The organism is Mycolicibacterium aurum (assembly GCF_900637195.1).
In the GTDB taxonomy this organism is placed as follows: domain Bacteria; phylum Actinomycetota; class Actinomycetes; order Mycobacteriales; family Mycobacteriaceae; genus Mycobacterium; species Mycobacterium aurum.
In genome coordinates, this window is sequence record NZ_LR134356.1 from 1,377,960 (window position 1) to 1,401,131 (window position 23,172).

The window sequence follows — 23,172 nt, forward strand, 5'->3', positions numbered from 1 at the left end:
GAGAAGGACATGTCGATTCCCGTGCGCAGCATGCTCGCCGCTGTACTCAGTGCGTGCGCGGTCGCGCTGGGGACCGCGGTCCCTGCTGCTGCCCAGCCGCCGCCGAACTGCACCTCTGCGGACATGTCGGGGGTGATGACCGGCGTCATGGCGGCGACCACGGCCTACCTGTACACCCATCCGCCGGTCAACGATTTCTTCTCGACGTTGAAGGGTCGCTCGCCGGAGGACCGCAGAGCGGCGCTCGAGACGTTCATGACCGCCAATCCGCAAGTGCGTGCAGAACTTCAGGGAATCCGGCAACCCATGACCGATTTTCGGAACCGCTGCGGCTGAGGTCGGCCTACGATCGCGGTGTGCGTTCACTCACCGCGCGGCGCGTGTTCGCCGCAGCTCTGGGCGCCGGTGGCGTCCTCGTCGCCGTCGCCGTCCCCGCGCAGGCCCAGCCGCTACCCAATTGCACGGCAGCCGATCTGGCCGGTGTGGCCACCGGGGTCGCCGCTGCGACGTCGGCGTACCTGTTCACCCATCCGCCGGTCAACGACTTCTTCACGTCGCTGGAAGACATGACGCGGGAAGAGAAGGAGTCAGCGGTGAAGGCCTACATGGAGGCCAACCCGCAGACGGCGGCGGAGTTGCGCGGCATCCGCCAGCCCCTGGTCGACTTCCGTACCCGCTGCCGCCGCGGCTGATCGGCGGTCAGCGGTGCTCGGGAGCCACCGCGTCCGCGAGCGCCGCGGGGATCCCCGGCACCCGTGCCACCGAGTCCATCAGGCCATGGGCGCACAGGTCGGCGATGAAGTCGGCGTCGAGTGACTCGATGAGGCGCTGGCGGCACATCTCGAACGTGAACGCCAACCAGCCGTAGACGGTGGCCCGCAGATTTCGCAACACCGCCGGATCGATGTCCCCGACCGCCTCCACGATGCGGTCGATGAGGCGGTTGGCCTGACGGTCGTTGTCGATGTCCTCTATGCCACGGAGCACAGGATCCGACCGTCCCATCCCCATGTAGGCCGCCCACGCGCCGTGCGGGTGCTCCTCGTCGTACTGCAGGTAGGCCAGCACACCGCTGCGGACCTGACCGAACAGCGAGAGCCCGGGCTGCGGCGGGGTGTTGGTCGCCTCGAACAGGCGCTCACCCTCCGCGCGCACGACGGCGGCAAAGAACGCCCGCTTGTCGGGGAAGTAGTGGTACATCAGGGCCCGGGAGACGCCGGCCCGCTCGGCGATCTCGTCGATGCGAACCTCGTCGTAGGGCCGTTCTCCGAACACCTGGGCGCCGAGGGCGAGCAGCTCGTTGCGCCGGTCCTCGGGTGAGAGTCTTCGCCGTGCTTCCGCCATGAGTGGATCCTACTTGACACATGTATAACAGCGGCGGAGGCTGGGTCCATGGCCATCGTCGATCACCGACGGTCGTTCCCGGAGCTCCCTCATCCGCCGCGGCGGGTGCCGATTCTGGGCGACGTGTTCGGATTCAGCGCGGACATTCTGACGCAACCGTCCTCGAGCCTCGGCCCGATCTTCGAGTTTCGTTTCCTGGGAGCGCAGTACGTCGTTGCCGCGGGGCCTGATGCGGTGGTCGAGTTGAGCGACGAGAACCGCTTCTGCAAGCACGTCGGACCTGACATCGACGCACTCCGGATACTGGGTGGCGACGGATTGTTCACGGCCTACAACGACGAGCCCAACTGGCAGAAGGCCCACGATGTGTTGATGCCGGCGTTCAGTCGGCAGGCGATGCGGCGCTACCACTCGATCATGTTCGACGTGGCAGACCAGCTCCTCGCGCGGTGGGACGAGCGGGCGGGCACGGGGGAGGCGGTGGACGTCTCGGCCGACGCGACCAGGGTGACGCTCGAAACGATCGGCCGCTGTGCGGCCGGTTACCCGTTCGGGTGCTTCGAGTCGGAGCGCGTGCATCCGTTCGTCGAGCACATGGTCGCGGGACTCAAAGGTTCGGATTCACTCGGTGTGCTCCGAGAGACGTTCTTGCCCAAATATTTCGCGCGTCGGGTCGAACGCACGGTGCGTCATCACGGCGCGCAGATGCACGCGATCGCCGACGACATCATCGCCGAACGGGTGACGCAGGGACTCGGGCGGCACGATGACCTCCTTGAGATGATGCTGATGTCAGATCTGGAGCCGGCCAACATCCGCTACCAGCTGATCAACTTCCTGGTGGCCGGTCATGAAACCACCTCGGGTGCTTTGTCCTTCGCGCTCTACTATCTGTCCCAGCATCCCGAGATCGCGGACAAGGTGCGCGCCGAGGTGGCCGAGGTGTGGGGTGAGGACCGGGGTCCCGATTTCGAGATGATCGCCAAACTTCGTTACGTACGAAGGGTCTTCGACGAGGCGTTGCGGCTGCAGCCGACTGTTCCCGGGTACTACCGCGCCGCCCGCGCGGACACCGTGCTGGCCGGGGCCCACCCCATGCGCACCGGTGACTGGGTTCTGGCGTTGACCATGGGGCTGCACCGCGATCCGAGGTGGGGTGACGATCCCGACGCCTTCGATCCCGATCGGTTCACGCCCGAACGGGTCAAGGCCCGTCCGCCCGGGCTGTACAAACCCTTCGGAACCGGGCCCAGGTCGTGCATCGGACGGCAATTCGCGTTGCACGAGGCGGTCTTGCTGCTCGCGCTTCTGCTGCGCCGTTACGAGCTGATCGCCGACCCCGGCTACCGCCTGCAGGTAGCGCAGCGACTGACCCTGATGCCCAAGGACTTCCAGCTCACGCTGCGCCGACGCTGAGTACCTTCGGCCCTGTTACGCACCGGCCAGAAGCGCCCCTTTCGACGGTTTCAGCGCGGCCTTCACCCGACCACGCTCACAGGGCCGGGGTGGTGGGCTGCAGGACGGCGGTCGCGACTGACTCGGCCCTCAGGTGCTCGAACTGCTGATAGTCCGGATCGTTGACCATGTCGACGAAGTGCCGCCGGCTCGGGTAGCTCACCAACGCCACCATGTCCCAGTCGCCTCCCTCGGCCGCGACCAGTGACGTGTGCCCGTTGCCGCCGTACACGATCGTCACTCCGTAGCGCTCGCTGATGCCCGAGCTGCTGAACCGTTCGATGTACTGCATGTACTTCGCCGCGCCACCGGGCACGAACCTCAGCAGGTTCAACATCACCACCGGACCGTCGGGGTCGGCGGCGACGAAGTGGGTGAGATCGGCGGGATCGAGACCTGGCATGGAACTTCCTTTCAATTAACTTGCTGTACGACACGCAACATAATCGAGGCCACCGACAAGTGGTGCTGAGCGACAATGACGGGCATGACTGAGGCGCGGGCGGTCCGGCGTACCCAGGCCGAACGTCGCGCCGAGACCCGAGCCCGCGTGCTCGATGCCGCGACGCACCTGGTGGCCGCCCACGGGTCGCGTGCGGTGTCCCTGGCTGCCGTCGGTGAGGCCGCCGGCTACAGCCGCGGCATCGTCAACCATCACTTCGGCAGCAAGGCGCGACTGCTCGAGGAGCTCATCAAGTACACGCAGCAGTTCGACGTGCCCACCGATGCGCCGACGGGGTTGGGCCGCCTGACGCAGTTCATCGAGGCCTACCTCAGCGGAATGCACGACCGATCGCCCCGCTCGGAGGCGTTCCTGAAGCTGTGGGCGGAGTCAGCCGGTGCCGAACCGCCGCTCGCCTCGCTGTTCGCCGAGCGCGATGCCTGGTTTCGCGACTTCCTGGCCCAGCACATCAGGGACGGCATCAGTGACGGCTCCATCGGAGGCGAGGTGGATCCGCGTAACGCAGCGGTGGTGATCATCGGGCTGTTGCGGGGCACCGCGATGATGATCTTCTCGACCGCCCGCGACGTCTCGGTGGCCCATTTGTCCGCCGAGACGGCCCGCGGCGTCGGCCGCAGTCTGGCGGCGTCGCCGTCCGAGTAGGGCGTTGGCGGCCGCCGCGTCAGAGCGCCCGCAGCGTCCGCTGATAGCGGCGCATCCCGGCGATCCAGCGGTCGTAGTCACCGCCCTTGTGCCGATACATCTCCAGCAGTTCGGCGTGCGGCAACACCAGGAAACGGTCGGCTCGGATCGCGTCGACCGTCACCGCTGCCACGTCGGCCGCGCTGATCACCCCCGCCGACTGCTCGATCGACGACGCACCGAGGCGCGCGTCGGGGTCCTCGGTGCTGCGGACCGCCTGCAGCAGCGGCGTTTCCACCCCCAGGGGGCACACGCAGCTGACGCCGATGCCGTCGTCGCCGTAGGTGATCGCCAGCCATTCGGCGAAGCCCACCGCGGCGTGCTTGCTCACCGCATAGCCCGCCGCGCCCAGCTGGGTCAGCAGCCCGGCCGCCGACGCCACAGAGACGAAGTACCCCGATCCGCGTGATGTCCAGTGCGGCACGAGTAGCCGGGAGGCCCGGATATGGGCTCGCAGATTGACATCAAGGATCACATCCCAGTCCGACTCCGTTCCCAGACCGGGCTTTCCGATGATGCCGGCATTGGCGACATAGATGTCCACCGGCGTGAATTCACGGCCGGCCAGCGTGATCAGGGCCTCGATGTCGGCGCCGTCGGACGCGTCGGCGCGCAGCGCGACGGCCGCACCGCCGGCGTCACGGATCGATGACGCAGTGGCATGGGCACCCGACTCGTCCAGGTCGCCGACGACGACGCTGACGCCGTTGGCTGCCAACTCGGCGGCGATCGCCGCACCGATCCCCGACGCGCCGCCCGTCACGATCCCTGTCTTGCCCTGAAGGTCCATGCCCAGAGTGTGCCGCGAGCGTGCGCAAAGTCGGTCCCAAAGGCGGCGTGTCGGCTGCAGACACGCACGCTCGCGGTGCAAGGGTCAGCCGAAGTGGACGCCCTGGGCCAGGGGCAGCTCGGACGAATAGTTGACCGTGTTGGTGGCCCGGCGCATGTAGGCCTTCCAGGAGTCCGACCCGGACTCGCGGCCGCCGCCGGTCTCCTTCTCGCCGCCGAACGCGCCGCCGATCTCGGCGCCCGACGTGCCGATGTTGACGTTGGCGATACCGCAGTCCGAGCCGTCGGCGGCCAGGAAGCGCTCCGCCTCCCGAACGTCGAGGGTGAAGATGGCCGACGAAAGACCCTGCGGCACTGCATTGTTCATAGCGATCGCCTCGTCCAAGGTCTCGTAGGTCATCACGTAGAGGATCGGGGCGAATGTCTCCTGGTGCACCACCTCCGACTGTCGCGGCATCCGGACCACCGCGGGCGTCACATAGAACGCACCTTCTTCGAAGTCCGTGCCGACGTCGACCCGCTCGCCACCGATCACCTCGCCGCCCTCGGCGGCAGCCTTCTGCAGCGCACCCACCATGTCCCGATACGACGCCGTGTGGATCAGCGGGCCCACCAGTGTGCCGTCGGCGAACGGATCGCCCACCGGCAACTGCTGGTAGGCCGCCACGATCCGGGACACCAGCTCGTCGGCCACCGACGAATGCACGATCAGTCGCCGCAGCGTGGTGCATCGCTGACCGGCGGTGCCTGCCGCCGAGAACACGATGCCGCGGACCGCCAGGTCGAGATCGGCCGCCGGGGTCACCACGGCGGCGTTGTTGCCGCCGAGCTCCAACAGGGCGCGCCCGAACCGCTGCGCCACCCGCGGCCCGACCTCGCGGCCCATCCGCACCGATCCGGTCGCCGACACCAGGGCCACCCGCGGATCGTCCACCAGCTTCTCGCCGATCTCGCGCTCGCCGAGTACCAGCCGGGTCACCTCGGCCGGCGCGCCCACGTCGGTGCACGCCCGCTCCATCAGCGCCTGGCATGCCACCGCCGTCAGCGGCGTCAGCTCCGAGGGCTTCCACACCACGGTGTCGCCGCACACCAGCGCCACCGCGGTGTTCCAGGCCCATACCGCGACCGGGAAGTTGAACGCGGTGATGACGCCCACGACACCGAGCGGGTGCCAGGTCTCCATCAACCGGTGCCCGGGCCGCTCCGAGGCGATGGTGCGGCCGTACAGCTGCCGCGACAGTCCGACCGCGAACTCGCAGATGTCGATCATCTCCTGCACCTCACCGAGGGCCTCGGAGTTGATCTTGCCCGCCTCGATGGTCACCAGGGACGCGAGCGCGGTCTTGTGCTCGACGAGCAACTGACCCAGCCGGGCGACCAGCGCGCCGCGCACCGGCGCCGGTGTCACCCGCCACGTCGAAAAGGCTTCAGCTGCAGCAGCTATCGCCTCGTCAGTCTGGGCGGCCGACGACTCGGGCACGCTGAACAACACGTCACCGGTGATCGGCGTGCTGGCCGGCAGCCCGTCGTCGCCGGGCTCGCCGAGCGGGACGGACGCACCGACGGCGGCCAGTGCATCCCGGACGCGCGCTCGCAGCGCGTCCGAGGTGGGCAGTGGAGAGGTCAGAACGGTGGTCATGAAGATGCGGCTTTCTGGTAGAGGTCATGGGGGTCGTGAATGTGGTGACCGATACGGGCGGCCGGCCACACGCGGCGGTAGGCGGTGCCGTCCCCGTCGTCGGCGAATTGTGCCCGCAGTTGCCAGGTTTCAGTGATCAACGTTTCAGTGATCAACGGAGCACCTCCCAGCGGCCCTCCGATACAGTGCGGCCATGAAGGATCCCGCCGAACCACAGCCGCACGCGCCGCTTGACGAGATCGATCGCGTGCTGGCGCGTGAGCTGGTGGCCGACGGCCGAGCCACGCTGGCGCATCTGGCGGCCGCGGCCGGGCTGTCGGTGTCGGCGGTGCAGTCGCGGGTACGGCGGTTGGAGTCGCGCGGCGTGGTCAGCGGATACACGGCCAAGATCGACCCAGAGGCCGTGGGCAGCATGCTGTCGGCGTTCGTCGCCATCACTCCTCTCGATCCTTCTCAACCTGATGATGCACCCGCGCGGTTGGAACACGTCCCCGAAATCGAGGCGTGCTACTCCGTGGCCGGTGATGACAACTACGTCCTGCTGGTCCATGTCGAGTCGGCGCGGGCTTTGGAAAGCCTGCTGCAGAAGATCCGCACCGCAGCCGACGTAAAGACACGAAGCACGATAATTCTACATAAATTTTACAGCGAGAGACGATACATACCGGAATAGTTCCTAGTACAGCTCGCTCAGCAGTAAAAAGTCCGTTAAGCTCGGTGTCATGACCGCAGTGATTCCGGAAATGCGCCCTGTCACCCCCGGGGCGCTGGCGCCCGCTGATGTGCGGTCGGTGCTCGCGCGCAGCATCCTGGCCGACGGGCTGGACCTGGTGCTCGACATCGAGCGGTCGCGCGGGTCCTATCTCGTCGACGCGCGCACCGGCCGCGGATACCTCGACATGTTCACGTTCTTCGCCTCCTCGGCGCTGGGCATGAACCATCCCGGCCTGGCCGACGACGCCGAATTCCGTGCCGAGCTCGCCGTTGCCGCGCTCAACAAGCCGAGCAACTCCGATGTCTACAGCGTGCCGATGGCCCGCTTCGTCGAGACGTTCGCCCGCGTCCTCGGCGATCCCGCGCTGCCGCACCTGTTCTTCGTCGACGGTGGCGCGCTGGCCGTGGAGAACGCGTTGAAGGTCGCCTTCGACTGGAAGAGCCGGCTCAACGAGGCAAGCGGGCGCGACCCGCAGCTGGGCACGAAGGTCCTGCACCTCACCGGCGCCTTCCACGGGCGCAGCGGATACACCATGTCGCTGACCAACACCGACCCGAACAAGGTGGCACGGTTCCCGAAGTTCGATTGGCCGCGCATCGACGCGCCCTACGTGCGCGCACACGACGACATGGATGCCCTGGAAGCCGAGTCGCTGCGCCAGGCCCGTGCCGCCTTCGAGGCCAACCCGCACGACATCGCGTGCTTCATCGCCGAGCCGATCCAGGGCGAGGGCGGCGACCGGCACTTCCGCCCGCAGTTCTTCGCGGCCATGCGCTCGATGTGTGACGAGTTCGACGCGCTGCTGATCTTCGACGAGGTGCAGACCGGCTGCGGTATCACCGGAACCGCCTGGGCCTACCAGCAATTGGGGGTCCGGCCGGATGTCGTCGCGTTCGGCAAGAAGACCCAGGTGTGCGGGCTGATGGCCGGCGGCCGGGTCGACGAGCTCGCCGACAACGTGTTCACGGTCAGCTCGCGAATCAACTCCACCTGGGGCGGCAACCTGGTCGACATGGTCCGGTCCCGGCGGATCCTCGAGGTGATCGAGGTGGACGGGCTGTTCGGGCGCGCGGCTGATGCCGGCCACTACCTGCGGTGCCATCTCGACACGCTTGCCGCCGAGTTCCCCGGGTGGGTGCGCGAGGTTCGCGGCCGCGGACTGATGTGCGCCTTCAGCATGCCCAGCACCGACGCGCGCGACCAACTGCTGGCCGCGCTGTGGGAGTGCGGCGTGATCATGTTGGGCTGCGGCCCGGACAGCGTGCGATTCCGGCCGGCTCTGACCGTGTCCCACGAGGAGATCGACAGCGCCGTCGACGCCGTGCGCGCGGTGCTCAGGAAGATGTCGGACCGGTCGGTCGGGTAAGCCGGCGGATGGTCGAGCGCAACCGCGGCAGGTCCGCGCCGCCGACCAGCTCACAGCCGTGCAACTCGGCGAGTTTGCGTGCCGCAGGCGTGAATTCGTGATTGGTGACGACCATCGTCTGAGTGCAGTCCTGCATGGGTGCGCCGGCGACCACCTCCTGCACGGCGCTCGCGCCGACGGGCCGTGACAGCCGCTTGCACTGTACGGCCAGCCGGTGCGGTCGGTGGCCGATGATGAGGTCCACACCCCAGTCTCCGGTGATGGCGGTCATGATGACGGGCACGCCGCAGCTCCGTGCGATGCGGGCGACATAGTCCTCGAACTCGGTTCCCGACATCACCGTCGCCTGCTCGCGGACGCTCGGGGTGGCCGCACCGACGATCACGCCCCGCACGAACCGCGGTGCAGCGAGCGCGGCGGCGGGCACCAGCAACCCCGTCAGCGCCGCCGCCACCGGGTGGGCCCCGGCCGCGTACGCCGTTGCCGCGGCTGCCAGCCCGAGTGCAACGTAGAGCTTCCACCTGAGCGTTGTCACGGCCCGCATCGTAGGTGGCGCCCCCGACATTCGCGTTTATCAAAGCGTGACCGTGGGAACTCCCCGCAAACCAATTGCTGCGACACCGGAGACGCCCCGATGACGGACCTGTCCCACCACGCCCGCGAGATACGGCGAGACACCGCCCTCGACGTCGGCGGTATGCGTGACGCGGTGCGGACCGGGGTGGGATTCGCGGTGGCCGCCCTCGTCTTCTATGTCCTCGCGTCCACCTGGGTGGGAACCTGTACCGGATCGATCGCGAACGCGGCCGGGTGCGGGGCGCCCCAGCAGGCCATGCTGTCGCTCGGCGCTCCGGCGATCCTGTTGGCCGGCGGGGTGTGGTCGCTGACCCGCGGCATGCGGGCCCAGCGCGACCACGCGGCGTGGTTCGGCGCCGGGTCGGTGCTGCTGGCACTGATGGTGGTCAGCGTCGTCGCCACTCTTCCTTCGCTGCCGGTATAGGCGCACACTGAAGGTAGTTCGAAGGAGCTACCCATGAAAGGTCCCAGGGATCCCGTCGATCACGTGCGCACCACCCGTCCGCACGCGGGCGAATCGATGACGGACAACAAGATCATGCCGGGGCTCGTGGTGATCGGACTGTCGCTGGTCAGTTTCGTCGCTGCGCTGTCGGCGTTCGCCACCTCCCACCACGACGTCGGCGTCGCGCTCGGCGCTCTCGCACTCGCCGGTTTCATCATCGGGGGAGCCTGGCTGGTGGTCGAGCACCACCGCGTGCGCCGACTCGAAGAGCGTTGGTACACAGAGCATCCTGGCGCCACCAGGCAGCGTCCGAACAGCTGACGAGCTCGGCGCGCGTCCTGAACAACGCTGCCAGGGTCGCGTCGGAACCGGCGCGCCCGACGGTCGGCTCACGTGGTGAATCGGTGAACGAACGTTCGCCAAGGATGTGCGCGCGACGGACAAACGCGATAGGTTGGAGAGTGCAACGCGCAATTGCTTGCCAGGTTCAGAACTAAGCCCGCGAGACGCAGCGCCCATCGCTCAGCGATCGACGGAGTCATCATGTCTTCTGTAATGGACAGATCCACAAATCCTTCCCCGTGTCACCTCAGTGCAGACTGGCAGGACAGCACGGTCATCATCCGCTGTGTCGGCGTCATCGACATGCTCACCGCACCCGAACTGGAACGCGAGATCGCCGAAGCACTCGCCAAACAGCCCACCTTGTTGATCGTCGATCTCACCCTGGTCGACTTCCTGGCGTCCTGCGGGATGAGCGTCCTGATCGCCACCCACGACGAACGCGCGTCGACCGTGCGTTTCGTGGTGGTCGCCGACGGACCCGCCACCAGCAGGCCCATGGAGCTCATCGGCTTGAGCGACATCATCGACGTGCGTCCCACCCTGGAAGCCGCGCTGCAGGAGCCGGCCGCCTGACGCAGCGGTGACTCGACGCTGCTGCACATTGCGGCTCGGCGCCTGTTCGGAGTTTCGTTCGGCGTGAGGCGGGCATCTCCCGCCAATGCCGTCCCCAGTACGCAATTCGTTACCAAGCCATGCGGTTTCGCTTCCGCGCGAGTCGAGGAAACGTCGTCCCGCGGCGCTGGTCGGCGCGTTCGCCGCCGGCGTCGCGACTGGCGCACTGGCCCCCTTGGGTCGCCCGCGTGCCACCCCGGACTCCCCGGCGCAGAGACGGGAGGCATCCGGCAGCGAGCCGGTCGAGGATGAGTCGTTCGACGAGCCGGTCAATCCGCCGGAGCCCGACGACTCCCGCAAACCCGACTCTCCGACGGATCTCACCCGGCCGTCGATCTTCTACGTCCTGCGCCGCACCGCCAGTGAGTTCAGCCGGGACCAATGCACGGATCTGGCGGCGGCGCTGACGTACTACGCGGTGCTGTCGCTGTTCCCGGCGTTGGTGGTGGTGATGTCGCTGCTCGGTGTACTCGGTCAGGGGCCACGCACCGCGGATGCGATCCTGCAGATCATCGACGATGTCAGTCCAGGTGCTGCGGTCGAGGTCCTTCGGCAGCCCATCGAACAGCTCGTCACCGCGCCCTCGGCCGGCTTCGCGCTCGTGACGGGCATTCTCGGAGCGTTGTGGTCGGCGTCGGGATTCGTCGGCGCGTTCGGGCGTGCGATGAACCGCGTCTACGAGGTGGACGAGGGTCGTCCCGGCTGGAAGTTGCGACTTCAGCAACTCCTGCTGACCTTGGTCGGCTTGGTCGTCGCGGCTGCTGTCGCACTGATTCTCGCGGTCAGCGGGCCGGTGGCCGAAGCCGTCGGCGGTTACCTGGGTGTCGGTGCGACTGGACTTGCGGTGTGGAACGTCGCGCGCTGGCCGGTGCTCGTGGTGCTCGTCGCATTGGGCGTGGCGATGCTGTACTACATCGGCCCGAACGTCAAACAGCCCAAGTTTCGCTGGATCAGTGTCGGAGCCGGGCTCGCGATCGTGGTGTGGATCTGCGCCTCGTTGCTGTTCGGGTTGTACGTCAGCAATTTCGGTAGCTACAACAAGACGTTCGGCGCGCTCGCCGGGGTGATCGTGTTTCTGCTGTGGCTGTGGATCACCAACCTGGCGCTGTTGTTCGGCGCGGAGATCGACGCAGAACTCGAACGAGGCCGCCAGTTGCAGGCCGGGATCGAGGCCGAGGACGATCTGCAACTCCCGCTGCGCGATACCAGCGCCATCGACAAGAGCAGGGACAAAGAGCGCAAAGGTGTACTCAGAGGTCGTGCTCTGCGTCGCTCGCGGGGTCGTCAGGCGTGAGCGGCCGTCGAGTAGGGGAGCGCTGACCTGGACAACGCAAAGGGCCCACCCGGTCGCCCGGCTGGGCCCTCGACGTCGTAGGTCGTTCTGCTACTGCGCGGCTTCCTGACGCTTCTCCGCGGCGGCGGCGCCTGCCCGGGCCGACTCGGCCTCGGCTTCCTTCTTCGCGACGTCCCTCTCCGCTTCGGCCTTGTCCTGCTGGGCCTTGCCTTCTTCGACCATGTCGTCGCGTCCCGCGACGGTGCCGATGGTCTCCTTGGCCTTGCCCTTCACGTCTTCGACGACGCCCTTGATGCCTTCTTCGGGTCCGCTGTTCTTCTCGGTCATATCGTGCCTTCCGGTCGTGGATGGTCGGGCTATACCTAGCGCCCGTGTCGTGCGTCCCCGACGGGCTTCCCGTGTCGCCGACGCCCTAAACGGGTGACGCGCGTCGCAGCGTCACGTGGAAGCCGCGAACGACCCTCGCAGGCAACGGCTTTGCTCCACTGAATGCCGTGGCAGACGTCGATTGTGGCGCCGGTGGCGAACATGGTTTGGCTGATGCCGACGACGGGGTATTGCTGGCGCACCATGAACAAATCCCCTGTGACGTCCGCATCTCCGCTTCATCGGCGCCAACCGCCCGCAGGTGTCGGCCTCACCGGCCCCGCCGAGCGGAGCCGGGATCGCGCCGGCAGCGGGGGCGGGGTCCCGATCCCTGCCCAGCGCGTCGTCGGCGCGTCCTGGCCGATGACCGACGCACTGGCCAGCGCGCGGTGCGCCCGTGGGTAACAACGGATCGAGCTGGGGTAATCTCGCGGGGACATTTTCAGGAGGTCAGATGGCCGATATCGGCGGCGACGGGAACGCGGGGCACAGCCCGCAGGCGGTCGAACTGCGGGTTCTGGCATCGCTGGAGAACCTGGCGGTGCTGCGCACGCTGGTAGCTGCGATCGGAACCTTCGAAGACCTCGACTTCGACGCGGTCGCCGATCTGCGCCTCGCTGTCGACGAGGCCTGCACTCGCTTGATCAGGTCCGCCGTGGCTGATTCGACCCTGCTGGTCGTGGTCGATCCGCAGCCCGGTGCGCTGGTGGTGCACGCGTCCACGACATGCGACAGCACCGACATCCTCGCTCCCGGGAGCTTCAGCTGGCACGTACTCAGCTCGCTGACCGACGAGGTCACCACCTTCTCCAACGGTGTGACCGCCGGCAATGGTGAGGTCTTCGGAATATCGATGACGACCAGGCGAGCGAGTTCCTTGCAGTGACCCGGCCCTCGTCCAAGGGTTCGTCGAAACGATCGAACTCTGAGTATTCGGACGTTGCCGAGATGTTCCGCGAGTTGGCCGAACTCAAGGAAGGCTCGGCACCGTTCCAGCGTCAACGTGATCGCATCGTCGAACGCTGCCTTCCGCTGGCCGACCACATCGCGCGGCGTTTCGACGGCCGTGGCGAGCCGCGCGACGACCTGGTGCAGGTGGCGCGCGTGGGCCTGGTCAACGCGGTGATCCGCTTCGACGTCAACGCCGGGTCGGACTTCGTGTCCTTCGCCGTTCCGACCATCATGGGCGAGGTCCGCAGGCATTTCCGCGACAACAGCTGGTCGGTGAAGGTGCCGCGCCGGCTCAAGGAGCTTCATCTGCGGCTGGGCGCCGCGACGGCGGACCTGTCGCAGCGGCTGGGCCGCGCGCCGACGGCCAGCGAGCTGGCCGCCGAGCTGGAGATGGATCGTGACGAGGTGATCGAAGGTCTGGTCGCCGGCAGCTCCTACAACACGCTGTCGATCGACAGCGGTGGCAGCGGCAACGAAGACGCGCCGGCCATCGCCGATACCCTCGGCGACGTCGACCTGACCCTCGATCAGATCGAGAACCGCGAGGCGTTGCGGCCCCTGCTGTCTGCGCTTCCGGAGCGTGAACGCACCGTGCTGGTGCTGCGGTTCTTCGAGTCGATGACCCAGACCCAGATCGCCGAACGGGTCGGCATCTCGCAGATGCACGTGTCCCGGCTGCTGGCCAAGTCGCTAACGCGGCTCCGAGACCAGCTCGAGTAGCCGCGGTGGCTCCGTGTGCACCGCGGTCAGCGCTTCGGCCACATCGGCGCTGATCGGTAGTGCGGAGTCCGGATCGCAGATGCGCAACACCCGGTTGACGGCCTTGCTGGGGATCAGCACCCACCGGATGTCTTCGCCGACGCATTGCACGTTGAGGGTGTGCAGCGCCGAGAAACCGGCGGTGGAGAAGAACGACAGATGGGACAGGTCGACGATGAGCCACTGCGTCTGGTCTGCGTGGCGGAGCGCGTAGGTGACGAATGCGTTGCCGTTCGCGGCGTCGAGTTCGCCGTGTCCTGCCACCACCGCGGTCGCCGGCTGAGGCCAGCTGGTGTCGAACCGCGCGGTGTGACAGATGAAGCTGTCGGGCGCGGGGTCGGGGGCCCCGGGGTTCGACGACACGGGGTTCGACGACACGGGGTCCGAAGACTCTGTGGGTTCCTGGACGTGAGGCACGGATGACTCCATTCGCCGAGTGCGAGATCGTGCGGTGGTTTCACGCCAAGGTGGGCCCTAGGTCTCAAAGCCTGCACGCAACCGATGTGGGTCTCGTGGGTCGATGACGTTTCCAGAAGGCTGCTCACTCAACCTGGCTCGACCCTACGCCCACATATTGATCTTGGACAATGAATTCAGCGGTTATTAACAAATCCTCAGCAGGGCGTTGACATCAACGTCAATAAAAAGCGACACGAAGGTTGAATGCTCTGTGGCACAGGCGAATTCGGTGACCGGTGTGGTGCTGGCGGCGGGGTCCGGCTCCCGGTTCGGGATGCCGAAAGTGCGTGCCGACGGCGGCGGGTGGCTGCGCGCCGCCGTGACAGCACTCCGTGACGGCGGCTGCGGTGACGTGGTTGTCGTCCTGGGGGCGGCTGTCGTGGAGGTGCCGGCACCCGCCCGGGCGGTGGTGGCCGACGACTGGGCCGACGGTGTGAGCGCCTCGGTGCGCGCCGGCATCCTCGCGGCCGGCGACGCCGCGGAGTTCGTGGTGCTGACGACGGTCGACACCCCCGACGTCGATGCCGCCGTGGTGCGCCGGGTGCTGGCCGCGGCGCGCGCATCGGAGTCGGGACTGGCGCGCGCACGCTATGACGGGCGGCCCGGTCACCCGGTGGTGATCGCGCGTCCGCACTGGGCGCAGCTGCTGGACGCGCTCACCGGAGACGACGGTGCCGGTCCGTTCCTCAGGAGCCGCGACGACGTCGTCGCTGTGGAGTGCGGTGATCTGGCCACCGGTCGCGACATCGACGAGCGGTGATGTGCCGAAGTCGCGGTGTCCACCGATCGGGGGACACGCAATTCCACCGATTCACCACCTGATCGCCCGACAGACGCGCGGGCCGCGGTACGCGAGAGTTGTCTCATCACCGGAGAACACCGGTACGGAGCACAACTTCTTCGAAAGGTTCCGCCATGACCCGCATCAAGCGCATGATCGCCGCACCGCTGTTCTCCGCCGCCATCTTCGGCGCCACGCTGGGTATGGCGGGCACTGCCGGCGCGACGATGACGACCTACAGCGACGGCAGCATGGTCGCCACCCCGGATGTTCATGCACGTCAGGATCTGATGTCGTACTGGCAGCGCGGCCGGCTGCCGGAGCCGGTCCCGCAGTTCGACAACGCCGTGCACGGATAGCGAGCCGTCAACCGAGCATTGCTGCCGCGAACCGCTGGACGGCGTCGGCCCCGGTCTGCCCGGCCTGCTCGTGTCCAGGGCGGGCCCGGGTGGTGACCGTCCGGGTGGCCGGATCGAGAGTCACCTCGGCCAGCAACTCACCCGTCGTCGGTTCGCATACGGCCCAGGAATACAGTGCGTCTGAATCCCACTGTGCGGCAAGGGCACTCACATAGTCTGCGCGATGTTCGCCGAGGTCGGCCAGGGCGGGCCGGTCATCGACGCGATCATCGGCGCGCAGTGCCCGCAGGTACCAGGTGCCGGCGTTGATCTCAACGGGTTCCACCTGGTCAGCTTGCCATGCCGGGCCGATTGGCTCGGCCCCGCTCTCCGCCGGATCGCGCCGCGGAGAGCGGGGCCGTTCCACCCCTCGGTCTTCGTGTCGCCGCATCCCGGCGGCGCAGCACACCGCTCACTCTGGTGTGGGCCGAACGCTAGTCCGCCTGTTCGGTACGGACAGCTCTTTGCCAAAACAAGCAGCAAACCAACAGCGGGGCGTCATCATCTGATGACGCCCCGCTGTTGATGTACATCTATTCGGCGCTCTTGAGCTCCGCGATCACAGTGCCCTGAGTAATGGCAGCGCCCACCTCGACCGACAGGCCGGTGACCACACCGTCCTTGTGCGCGGTGACCGGGTTCTCCATCTTCATGGCCTCGAGCACCACCACCAGGTCGCCGGCCGCGACGGTCTGGCCCTCTTCGACGGCGACCTTGACGACGGTGCCCTGCATGGGTGCCGTCACCGAGTCGCCGGAGGCTGCCGCGCCACCGTGACCGCCACGCTTGCGCGCCTTGGGCTTCTTGCGGATGGCGCCGGACGGGGCCGCGCCACCGTTGCCGAGCGCGAGGTCACCGGGCAGCGAGACCTCGAGGCGGCGGCCGCCGACCTCGACCACCACGGTCTGGCGGGGGATGGTGTCTTCTTCTTCGATCGGGTCACCGCCGGTGAACGGCTCGACGGTGTTGTTCCACTCGGTCTCGATCCAGCGGGTGTGCACGTCGAACTTCTCGCCGTCGCCGATGAAGGCCGGGTCGGCGGTGACGGCGCGGTGGAACGGGATGACCGTCGCCAGGCCTTCGACGTTGAACTCGGCCAGGGCGCGACGCGACCGGGCGAGCGCCTCCTCGCGAGTGGCGCCGCTGACGATCAGCTTGGCCAGCATCGAGTCGAACTGGCCGCCGATGACCGAGCCGGTCTCCACGCCGGAATCCAGGCGCACGCCCGGACCGGTCGGGGGCTCGAACTTGCTGACCGGGCCGGGGGCGGGCAGGAAGCCGCGGCCGGCGTCCTCACCGTTGATCCGGAACTCGAACGAGTGGCCGCGCGGGGTCGGGTCCTCGGTGATGCTCAGCGCTTCGCCGTTCGCAATCTTGAACTGCTGCAGGACGAGGTCGATACCGGCCGTCTCCTCGGTGACGGGGTGTTCCACCTGAAGGCGGGTGTTGACCTCGAGGAACGAGATCAGGCCGTCCTGGCCGACGAGGTACTCGACGGTGCCTGCGCCGTAGTAGCCGGCTTCCTTGCAGATGCGCTTGGCCGACTCGTGGATCTCTTTGCGCTGCGCGTCGGTGAGGAAGGGGGCGGGGGCCTCCTCGACGAGCTTCTGGAAGCGGCGCTGCAGCGAGCAGTCGCGGGTGCCCGCGACGACGACGTTGCCGTGGGTGTCGGCGATGACCTGGGCCTCGACGTGGCGCGGCTTGTCCAGGTAGCGCTCGACGAAGCACTCACCGCGGCCGAAGGCGGCCACGGCCTCGCGGGTGGCCGAGTCGAACAGCTCGGGGATCTCCTCGATGGTGCGGGCGACCTTCATGCCGCGGCCGCCACCGCCGAAGGCGGCCTTGATGGCGACGGGCACGCCGTACTCCTCGGCGAAGGCCACCACCTCGTCGGCGTTCTTGACCGGATCGGGGGTGCCGGGTACCAGCGGCGCGTCGGCGCGCGCGGCGATGTGGCGCGCGGTGACCTTGTCGCCGAGGTCGCGGATCGACTGCGGGCTGGGCCCGATCCAGATCAGCCCGGCGTCGATGACGGCCTGGGCGAAGTCGGCGTTCTCACTCAAGAAGCCGTAGCCGGGGTGGATGGCGTTGGCGCCGGACTTGGCGGCCGCGTCGAGCAACTTCTCGAACACCAGGTATGACTCGGCTGAGGTCTGACCGCCCAGGGCGAAGGCCTCGTCGGCCAGACGAACGTGCGGTGCGTCGGCGTCGGGCTCGGCGTAGACGGCCACGCTCTGCAGCCCGGCGTCCTTGGCTGCCCGGATCACCCGGACTGCGATCTCTCCACGGTTGGCGACAAGCACCTTGGAGATCTTCGAGCTGGCGTGACTGGCCACTGCGCCTCCTGATGGCATGTTTCTCTAAGAACGTTTTTAAGAATGTATCCCGGGAAGTTTAAGGGGCCTACTCGGAGTCTCGGCGAGCCGGTCCCTTACCCGCCGGTAACCCTGGGAGTCAGTCTTCGCCCACGTCGACGACGTGGACGTGCACGCCCGCCGCGGCGATGCGGTGAAGCTGCTGATCGTCGGCGGTGGAGTCGGTGACGAGGTGATCGATCTGCGACAGCGCAACCATCTTGGCAAGGGTGACCTTGCCGATCTTGGAACCGTCGACGGCGACGACCACCTGCTGGGCGTTGGTGGCCATCGCGATGGCCGTGCGGGCCTCGGCCTCGTCGAACGTGGTCACACCGACCTCGGCGGACATGCCGTCGGCGCCGAGTACGGCGGTGCCGACGGTGATCACCTGGAACGCGTGCTCGGACATGGGGCCGACCGCCTCCAGCGAATTCGCCCGCACCAGACCGCCGGTCGCGATGACCTTCATGTGGGCGTCGACAGCGCAGTCGGCCGCGATGGTGAGCGAGTTCGTCACGATCGTGATGTTCGGCCGCCCTTTGAGCGCCCTGGCCACCTCGCCGGTGGTGACTCCGCCGGTGAGCGCCACCGCCTGCGGACCGCTGGGCACAAGCGCGGCGGCGTGCTGGGCGATGCGGCGTTTGATGGCGGTCATCCGGTGGTCGCGCAGGCGCACCGGGATCTCGCTGCCGCTGGGGTCCAGGGCACGGGCGCCGCCGTGGGTGCGCAGCAGCAGCCCCTGCTCCTCGAGTTCGGCAAGGTCGCGACGCAACGTCGCCGCGGACACGCGCAGTTCCGCGCACAGCGCGGCGGACGTGACCTCCTCGCGGTCACGAAGCAGGGACAGGACGTTGCGCATCCGGTCGGTGCGCTTTGTCGACATCGCTGAAACTCCTCGCTCACCGGATGCGATCAGTTTTCCTGATCGTTTGGCCGCTTCGCATTGCGTGCTTTGAGCGAGCTTCTCATGCTGGGGTGATGTTCCACACAACCGGCTCCTCGCGACGGGCTACCTCATGCCCTTGATCGCCACCGCCGACATCGTGGCCGCCGCCGCGGCGAACGACACTGCGGCCCTTGCCTTCAACGCCATCACCCTCGAGCACGCCGAGGGCATCGCCGAGGGTGCCGAGCGGGCCGGAGCGGCCGTTCTGATTCAGATCAGTGAGAACACGGTGCGCTTCCACGGCGGCCGGTTGGCGCCACTGGCCGCGGCCTGCGCGCAGATCGCCACGCAGTCGAGCGCGATGCTGGCCGTGCATCTGGATCACGTGCAGGACCTCGCCCTGCTCGACGACGCCATCGCCACCGCCGCAGACCTGGGCATCAGCTCGATCATGATCGACGCCGCGCACCTGCCCTACGCGGACAACGTGGCGCAGACCCGGGCATTCACCGAGCGCGGGCACGCAGCCGGGCTGTGGATGGAGGCCGAACTCGGCGAGATCGGTGGCAAGGAGCACGGACCCGTCGGGGCGCACGTGGCCGGCGCCCGGACGCGACCCGACGAGGCGGCCGCGTTCACCGCCGAGACCGGGGTCGACGGGTTGGCCGTGGCCGTCGGCAGCTCGCACGCGATGACCACCCGCGACGCCCGGCTCGACCTGGAGCTGATCCGGGAGCTCGCAGAGAACGTGCCGGTTCCGCTTGTCCTGCACGGATCGTCCGGGGTGCCCGACGATCAGCTGCGGGCCGCCGTGCTGGCGGGAATCCGCAAGGTCAATGTGGGCACCGCCCTCAATCTCGCCTACACCGGCGCCATCCGGCCGGTGCTCGAGGACCCGGCCGTGTCCGACCCGCGCAAGTACCTCGTCGGGGCGCGGCAGGCCATCGCCGACAGCGTGGCAGCGCTGTGCGCGGCGGTCGCCTCATCGGCCGCTCCGGTCGGCGCTGGGGAGCGTGAGCGGCGATGACGGACACACTGCACCGCATCGACTGGCTTGCCGACACGATCGGACGGCACAAGTCCGGCGAGTCCGTCGGCATCTACTCCGTGTGCTCGGCGCACCCCACCGTCCTGGAGGCGGCCATCGTGCAGGCCGCCGCCGACGGCGGCTACGTCCTGATCGAGGCCACCTCCAATCAGGTGGACCAGTTCGGTGGGTACACCGGGCTGCGGCCCGCCGAGTTCCGGGACCTGGTGCTCGGCATCGCCGACCGGTGCGGTTTCGCCCGCGAGCGCGTCGTCCTCGGCGGTGACCACCTGGGCCCCAACCGATGGCAACGCGAATCCGCCGACGTCGCCATGGCGCACGCCGAGGTGCTGATCGCCGCCTATGTCGAGGCGGGATACACCAAGATCCACCTGGACTGCAGCATGTCCTGTGCCGATGACCCCGCGGTGCTGCCCGACGACGTCGTCGCCTCCCGCAGCGCGCGGCTGTTGCGGGTGGCCGAGGACGCGGCGGGTCGCGCCGGGTCCGACCGGCCGGTGTACGTCATCGGAACCGAGGTGCCCGTCCCGGGCGGCGCGCACGAGACGCTGGACCGGCTCACCCCGACGCCCCCGGAGCGGGCCAGGGCGACGATCGCCGCGCACCGGACGGCATTCGCAGACGCTGGACTCGGGCACGTCTGGCCCCGGGTGATGGCGTTGGTGGTGCAGCCCGGCGTGGAATTCGACCACGTCCAGGTCATCGACTACGAGCACGCCGCCACCGCGCAGCTGCGGCACGTCCTCGACGACGAGGACAACCTCGTCTTCGAGGCCCACTCGACGGACTACCAGCGGCCCGCTCAACTGCGTGAGCTCGTCGAAGACCATTGGGCCGTACTGAAAGTCGGCCCCGGTCTGACGTTCGCGATGCGGGAGGCGTTGTTCGCGCTCGCGATGATCGAGATCGAAGTCGTGCCCCGCACCGCGCGGTCGACACTGATCGAGACGCTCGAACGCCGGATGCTGGCCGAACCGCGGTACTGGCAGGACTACTACGAGGGCGACCCGGTGGCGCAGCGCACGTCGCGCCGGTACAGCTTCAGCGACCGGCTGCGGTACTACTGGGCCGACGGCGAGGTCGACGCCGCGCGGCAGACGTTGCTGGCCAACCTCGATCGCGTCGGCATCCCGCTGCCGCTGATCAGTCAATTCCTGCCGCTGCAGTATGAGCGCATCCGGGCCGGCGAACTCGGCGTCGATGCCCAGGCCCTCGTCATCGACCGAGTCCGCGACGCCCTACGGCCCTACGCCGACGCGTGCCGCGTCTCCGATGCCCACGCGCACACCATGATCTCCGGAGGTACCCGATGACCAGCTCACCGTCGACCGTGCACAGCGTGCCCGCTCAAGAAGACGGCGGCGCAACCATTCTCGAGATCGGTCAGCAACCCGGAGCCTGGCGTGAGGTGGCGGGCCGATCGGACGCAGAGGCCACCGCGTTCCTGCGTGACGTCACCGGCCGAACCGATCTACGGGTCATCCTCACCGGCGCAGGCAGTTCGGCGTTCGCCGGGGACATCGCGGCGCCGGCGTTGCGGCGCCACCTCGGGCGCCGCGTCGACGCGGTGGCCACCACCAGCATCGTGGCCAACCCGCTCGACCATCTCGAGCCGGGCACGCCGACGCTGCTGGTGTCGTTCGGCCGGTCGGGTAACAGCCCCGAGAGCCTGGCCGCGACGGCGCTGGCCGACGAGCTCGTCGACGACGTCTGGCACCTGATCCTCACCTGCGACCAGGACGGTCAGCTGGGCCGCGCGCACCGGGACCGGGAGCGGTCGCTGGTCGTCTACATGCCCGAGCGGACCAACGACTCAGGCTTCGCGATGACCTCGAGTCTGACGTCGATGTTGTTGTCCGCCCTGATGCTTCTGGGTCCGGCCGGCGCGGCGGACGGCGAGGCGCTGGCGCACGCCGCCGAGCATGTGATCGGGCTCCAGTCCGACATCCGCGCGCTGGCGCAGACCGCCAAGAAGCGCTTCGTCTATCTCGGCGCCGGGCCGCTCGCCGGACTCGCACAGGAGTCCGCACTCAAACTGCTGGAACTGACTGCGGGAGAGGTGGTTACGTACTTCGACTCGCCGCTGGGATTCCGCCACGGCCCGAAATCGGTGCTCGACGCGGACACCCTGGTGCTGGTGTACGTCTCGACCGACCCCTACACCCGACGCTACGACCTCGACATCATCGCCGAAATCCGTGCGCAGCTCGGGGAGGACGCCGTCACGGTGCTCAGCGCCGTGCCGATCCCGGAAGAGCTCGGACCGGCGATCGTGCTCCCCGGGCTGGACAGCCTGCCCGACGCCGTGGTGGCCCCGGCCTACCTGGTGTTCGCGCAGTACCTGGCGCTGTTCACCTCGCTCGAACACGGTAAGACACCGGACAATCCGTTCCCGTCCGGCGAAGTCAGTCGCGTGGTCAAGGGTGTCACCATCCACCCCTGGCGGGGTGAGTGAGCATGGCCCGATATCTCGGCGTCGACGGCGGCGGCTCGAAGACAGCCTTCGCGCTCATCGACGATGCGGGCACGGTCATCGCCCGCGCCACCACCGCCACCTCCTACTACTTCAACGAAGGGTTCGACGTCGTCGAACGCGTTCTCGCCCAGGGCATCGACGACATCTGCACCCAGGCGGGCATCGACACCTCCGCGATCGACGCGGTGTTCTTCGGGTTGCCCGGCTACGGTGAGGCCGCCGAGGACATCCCCCGCCTCGACGCCGTCGGGGCGCACGTGCTGGGGCACGACCGCTACAGCTGCGACAACGACATGGTGTGCGGCTGGGCCGGCTCGCTGGCCGGTGAGGACGGCATCAACGTCATCAGCGGAACTGGGTCGATGACCTATGGCGAGCGCCGCGGTGTCGGCCGCCGCGTCGGCGGATGGGGCGAGTTGTTCGGCGACGAGGGATCAGCGTATTGGGTTGCCGCCCAGGGGCTCAACGCGTTCAGCCGGATGAGCGACGGCCGGTCCGAGCGCGGACCGCTGTACCGGCTGCTCAAGGATCGGTTGCAGCTGACCGGCGATCTGGATCTGGTCAGCCTCGTGATCGACAAGTGGGCGGGCAACCGCACCTCCATCGCGGCCCTGGCCACCACGGTCTGCGAGGCGGCCCGCGCCGACGATGAGGCGGCCGCACGGATCCTGTCGGCCGCGGCGGGCGAACTCGTCGAACTGGTCGAAACCACCGGAAAAATCATCGGATTCACCGATGACGAGGTGATCCCGGTGTCCTATTCGGGTGGCATGTTCTCCGACGAGACGTTCCTGCCGCTGTTCGTGACCGCACTGGACGCGCGGCCGCACAAGTACGACCTGCGCACCCCCCTGCTCGACCCGGCGCTGGGCGCGGCGCTCTACGCCGCCAAGCACAGCGGCCATCCACTGTCCGCCGAATCCCTCCGCCAACTCGCCGTCGGCACAACATGATCGAAAAGGTGACG

At 68.0% G+C, this 23,172-nt stretch carries 29 protein-coding genes; 18 read left to right on the forward strand and 11 right to left on the reverse strand.

The genetic code is table 11. From position 1 onward, the window contains the following. Positions 1–9 precede the first annotated feature (9 nt). A complete protein-coding gene (locus tag EL337_RS06660; protein WP_048630849.1) occupies positions 10–336 on the forward strand; it encodes a heme-binding protein in 327 nt (108 codons plus the stop codon). A gap of 20 nt (positions 337–356) precedes the next feature. Then, positions 357–692 carry a heme-binding protein gene (locus tag EL337_RS06665; protein ID WP_048630251.1) on the forward strand — a complete coding sequence of 112 codons (336 nt, stop codon included), beginning with the start codon at positions 357–359 and terminating at the stop codon, positions 690–692. A gap of 7 nt (positions 693–699) precedes the next feature. Here EL337_RS06665 and EL337_RS06670 read toward each other — a convergent pair whose 3' ends face one another. Then, a complete protein-coding gene (locus tag EL337_RS06670) occupies positions 700–1,344 on the reverse strand; it encodes a TetR/AcrR family transcriptional regulator (RefSeq protein WP_048630252.1) in 645 nt (214 codons plus the stop codon). A gap of 48 nt (positions 1,345–1,392) precedes the next feature. Between EL337_RS06670 and EL337_RS06675 the strand changes: the two genes are divergently transcribed. Continuing rightward, on the forward strand, positions 1,393–2,760 hold the full coding sequence (locus EL337_RS06675) for a cytochrome P450 (protein WP_048630253.1): 1,368 nt from the start codon (positions 1,393–1,395) through the stop codon (positions 2,758–2,760). Positions 2,761–2,836: 76 nt separating this feature from the next. Here EL337_RS06675 and EL337_RS06680 read toward each other — a convergent pair whose 3' ends face one another. Beyond that, positions 2,837–3,202, reverse strand: coding sequence for a DUF1330 domain-containing protein (locus EL337_RS06680; protein ID WP_048630254.1), 366 nt, complete (start codon positions 3,200–3,202; stop codon positions 2,837–2,839). Between the two features lie 84 nt (positions 3,203–3,286). On the opposite strand from EL337_RS06680, the gene EL337_RS06685 reads away from it, so the two are divergent. Then, positions 3,287–3,904: a TetR/AcrR family transcriptional regulator gene (locus EL337_RS06685; RefSeq protein WP_053086801.1), complete on the forward strand. Its 618-nt coding sequence runs from the start codon at positions 3,287–3,289 to the stop codon at positions 3,902–3,904. A gap of 19 nt (positions 3,905–3,923) precedes the next feature. Here the strand turns inward: EL337_RS06685 and EL337_RS06690 are convergent, their stop codons facing one another. The 3 genes from EL337_RS06690 to EL337_RS28705 form a co-directional block, all read right to left on the reverse strand. Further along, positions 3,924–4,733 carry an SDR family oxidoreductase gene (locus EL337_RS06690; protein ID WP_048630255.1) on the reverse strand — a complete coding sequence of 270 codons (810 nt, stop codon included), beginning with the start codon at positions 4,731–4,733 and terminating at the stop codon, positions 3,924–3,926. Between the two features lie 84 nt (positions 4,734–4,817). Further along, positions 4,818–6,371: an L-piperidine-6-carboxylate dehydrogenase gene (gene amaB, locus EL337_RS06695; RefSeq protein WP_048630256.1), complete on the reverse strand. Its 1,554-nt coding sequence runs from the start codon at positions 6,369–6,371 to the stop codon at positions 4,818–4,820. Continuing rightward, complete coding sequence (locus EL337_RS28705) at positions 6,368–6,526, reverse strand: hypothetical protein (RefSeq protein ID WP_157866270.1); 159 nt, start codon at positions 6,524–6,526, stop codon at positions 6,368–6,370. The genes amaB and EL337_RS28705 overlap by 4 nt, the downstream gene beginning before the upstream one ends. Before the next feature lie 38 nt (positions 6,527–6,564). Between EL337_RS28705 and EL337_RS06700 the strand changes: the two genes are divergently transcribed. Next, positions 6,565–7,044, forward strand: coding sequence for an Lrp/AsnC family transcriptional regulator (locus EL337_RS06700; protein WP_048630257.1), 480 nt, complete (start codon positions 6,565–6,567; stop codon positions 7,042–7,044). A 49-nt stretch (positions 7,045–7,093) separates the two neighbouring features. Next, on the forward strand, positions 7,094–8,452 hold the full coding sequence (gene lat / locus EL337_RS06705) for an L-lysine 6-transaminase (protein WP_048630258.1): 1,359 nt from the start codon (positions 7,094–7,096) through the stop codon (positions 8,450–8,452). On the opposite strand, the gene EL337_RS06710 is transcribed toward lat, so the two are convergent. Beyond that, positions 8,421–8,996 carry a restriction endonuclease gene (locus tag EL337_RS06710; RefSeq protein ID WP_275992857.1) on the reverse strand — a complete coding sequence of 192 codons (576 nt, stop codon included), beginning with the start codon at positions 8,994–8,996 and terminating at the stop codon, positions 8,421–8,423. The two genes, lat and EL337_RS06710, sit on opposite strands and share 32 nt — an antisense overlap. Positions 8,997–9,086: 90 nt before the next feature. Here EL337_RS06710 and EL337_RS06715 point away from each other — a divergent pair, with 90 nt between their 5' ends. The 4 genes from EL337_RS06715 (at position 9,087) to EL337_RS06730 (ending at position 11,724) form a co-directional block, all read left to right on the forward strand. Then, a complete protein-coding gene (locus EL337_RS06715) occupies positions 9,087–9,452 on the forward strand; it encodes a hypothetical protein (protein ID WP_048630259.1) in 366 nt (121 codons plus the stop codon). 33 nt (positions 9,453–9,485) lie between these two features. Continuing rightward, positions 9,486–9,794 (forward strand): protein UsfY, encoded by a 309-nt coding sequence (gene usfY / locus EL337_RS06720; RefSeq protein WP_048630260.1) that lies wholly within the window; start codon positions 9,486–9,488, stop codon positions 9,792–9,794. A 234-nt stretch (positions 9,795–10,028) separates the two neighbouring features. After that, positions 10,029–10,391, forward strand: a complete 363-nt coding sequence (locus EL337_RS06725; RefSeq protein WP_048630261.1) for an STAS domain-containing protein — start codon at positions 10,029–10,031, stop codon at positions 10,389–10,391. A 214-nt stretch (positions 10,392–10,605) separates the two neighbouring features. Then, complete coding sequence (locus EL337_RS06730; protein ID WP_306316154.1) at positions 10,606–11,724, forward strand: YihY/virulence factor BrkB family protein; 1,119 nt, start codon at positions 10,606–10,608, stop codon at positions 11,722–11,724. Positions 11,725–11,814: 90 nt separating this feature from the next. Here the strand turns inward: EL337_RS06730 and mbp1 are convergent, their stop codons facing one another. After that, complete coding sequence (gene mbp1 / locus EL337_RS06735; RefSeq protein ID WP_048630262.1) at positions 11,815–12,051, reverse strand: microaggregate-binding protein 1; 237 nt, start codon at positions 12,049–12,051, stop codon at positions 11,815–11,817. Positions 12,052–12,544: 493 nt separating this feature from the next. Between mbp1 and EL337_RS06740 the strand changes: the two genes are divergently transcribed. After that, positions 12,545–12,976, forward strand: coding sequence for an ATP-binding protein (locus EL337_RS06740; protein ID WP_048630263.1), 432 nt, complete (start codon positions 12,545–12,547; stop codon positions 12,974–12,976). A 62-nt stretch (positions 12,977–13,038) separates the two neighbouring features. Next, the gene (locus EL337_RS06745) at positions 13,039–13,761 is read left to right on the forward strand and encodes an RNA polymerase sigma factor SigF (RefSeq protein WP_275992856.1); all 723 of its coding nucleotides are present in this window, start codon (positions 13,039–13,041) and stop codon (positions 13,759–13,761) included. On the opposite strand, the gene EL337_RS06750 is transcribed toward EL337_RS06745, so the two are convergent. Continuing rightward, a complete protein-coding gene (locus EL337_RS06750) occupies positions 13,732–14,163 on the reverse strand; it encodes an STAS domain-containing protein (RefSeq protein ID WP_048630853.1) in 432 nt (143 codons plus the stop codon). The genes EL337_RS06745 and EL337_RS06750 overlap by 30 nt on opposite strands. Positions 14,164–14,470: 307 nt before the next feature. Here EL337_RS06750 and EL337_RS06755 point away from each other — a divergent pair, with 307 nt between their 5' ends. Both EL337_RS06755 and EL337_RS06760 read left to right on the forward strand, forming a co-directional pair. After that, entirely contained in the window at positions 14,471–15,019 is a 549-nt protein-coding gene (locus tag EL337_RS06755; RefSeq protein WP_048630265.1) for a nucleotidyltransferase family protein, read from the forward strand. A 155-nt stretch (positions 15,020–15,174) separates the two neighbouring features. After that, positions 15,175–15,399, forward strand: a complete 225-nt coding sequence (locus EL337_RS06760; RefSeq protein ID WP_048630266.1) for a hypothetical protein — start codon at positions 15,175–15,177, stop codon at positions 15,397–15,399. A gap of 7 nt (positions 15,400–15,406) precedes the next feature. Here the strand turns inward: EL337_RS06760 and EL337_RS06765 are convergent, their stop codons facing one another. The 3 genes from EL337_RS06765 to EL337_RS06775 all read right to left on the reverse strand — a co-directional run bounded on the left by EL337_RS06765 (position 15,407) and on the right by EL337_RS06775 (position 18,678). Further along, a complete protein-coding gene (locus EL337_RS06765; protein ID WP_048630267.1) occupies positions 15,407–15,724 on the reverse strand; it encodes a hypothetical protein in 318 nt (105 codons plus the stop codon). A gap of 247 nt (positions 15,725–15,971) precedes the next feature. Beyond that, positions 15,972–17,774, reverse strand: a complete 1,803-nt coding sequence (locus EL337_RS06770) for an acetyl-CoA carboxylase biotin carboxylase subunit (protein WP_048630268.1) — start codon at positions 17,772–17,774, stop codon at positions 15,972–15,974. 118 nt (positions 17,775–17,892) lie between these two features. Beyond that, positions 17,893–18,678, reverse strand: coding sequence for a DeoR/GlpR family DNA-binding transcription regulator (locus EL337_RS06775; RefSeq protein ID WP_048630269.1), 786 nt, complete (start codon positions 18,676–18,678; stop codon positions 17,893–17,895). 133 nt (positions 18,679–18,811) lie between these two features. Here EL337_RS06775 and EL337_RS06780 point away from each other — a divergent pair, with 133 nt between their 5' ends. The 4 genes from EL337_RS06780 to EL337_RS06795 are packed head-to-tail and all read left to right on the forward strand — an operon-like array spanning position 18,812 to position 23,158. Further along, positions 18,812–19,708: a class II fructose-bisphosphate aldolase gene (locus tag EL337_RS06780; RefSeq protein ID WP_048630270.1), complete on the forward strand. Its 897-nt coding sequence runs from the start codon at positions 18,812–18,814 to the stop codon at positions 19,706–19,708. Next, positions 19,705–21,042, forward strand: a complete 1,338-nt coding sequence (locus EL337_RS06785) for a D-tagatose-bisphosphate aldolase, class II, non-catalytic subunit (protein ID WP_048630271.1) — start codon at positions 19,705–19,707, stop codon at positions 21,040–21,042. Before EL337_RS06780 ends, EL337_RS06785 begins: the two co-directional genes overlap by 4 nt. Further along, positions 21,039–22,184 (forward strand): SIS domain-containing protein, encoded by a 1,146-nt coding sequence (locus EL337_RS06790; RefSeq protein WP_048630272.1) that lies wholly within the window; start codon positions 21,039–21,041, stop codon positions 22,182–22,184. Before EL337_RS06785 ends, EL337_RS06790 begins: the two co-directional genes overlap by 4 nt. A gap of 2 nt (positions 22,185–22,186) precedes the next feature. Beyond that, a complete protein-coding gene (locus EL337_RS06795) occupies positions 22,187–23,158 on the forward strand; it encodes a BadF/BadG/BcrA/BcrD ATPase family protein (RefSeq protein ID WP_048630273.1) in 972 nt (323 codons plus the stop codon). Positions 23,159–23,172: the final 14 nt, after the last annotated feature.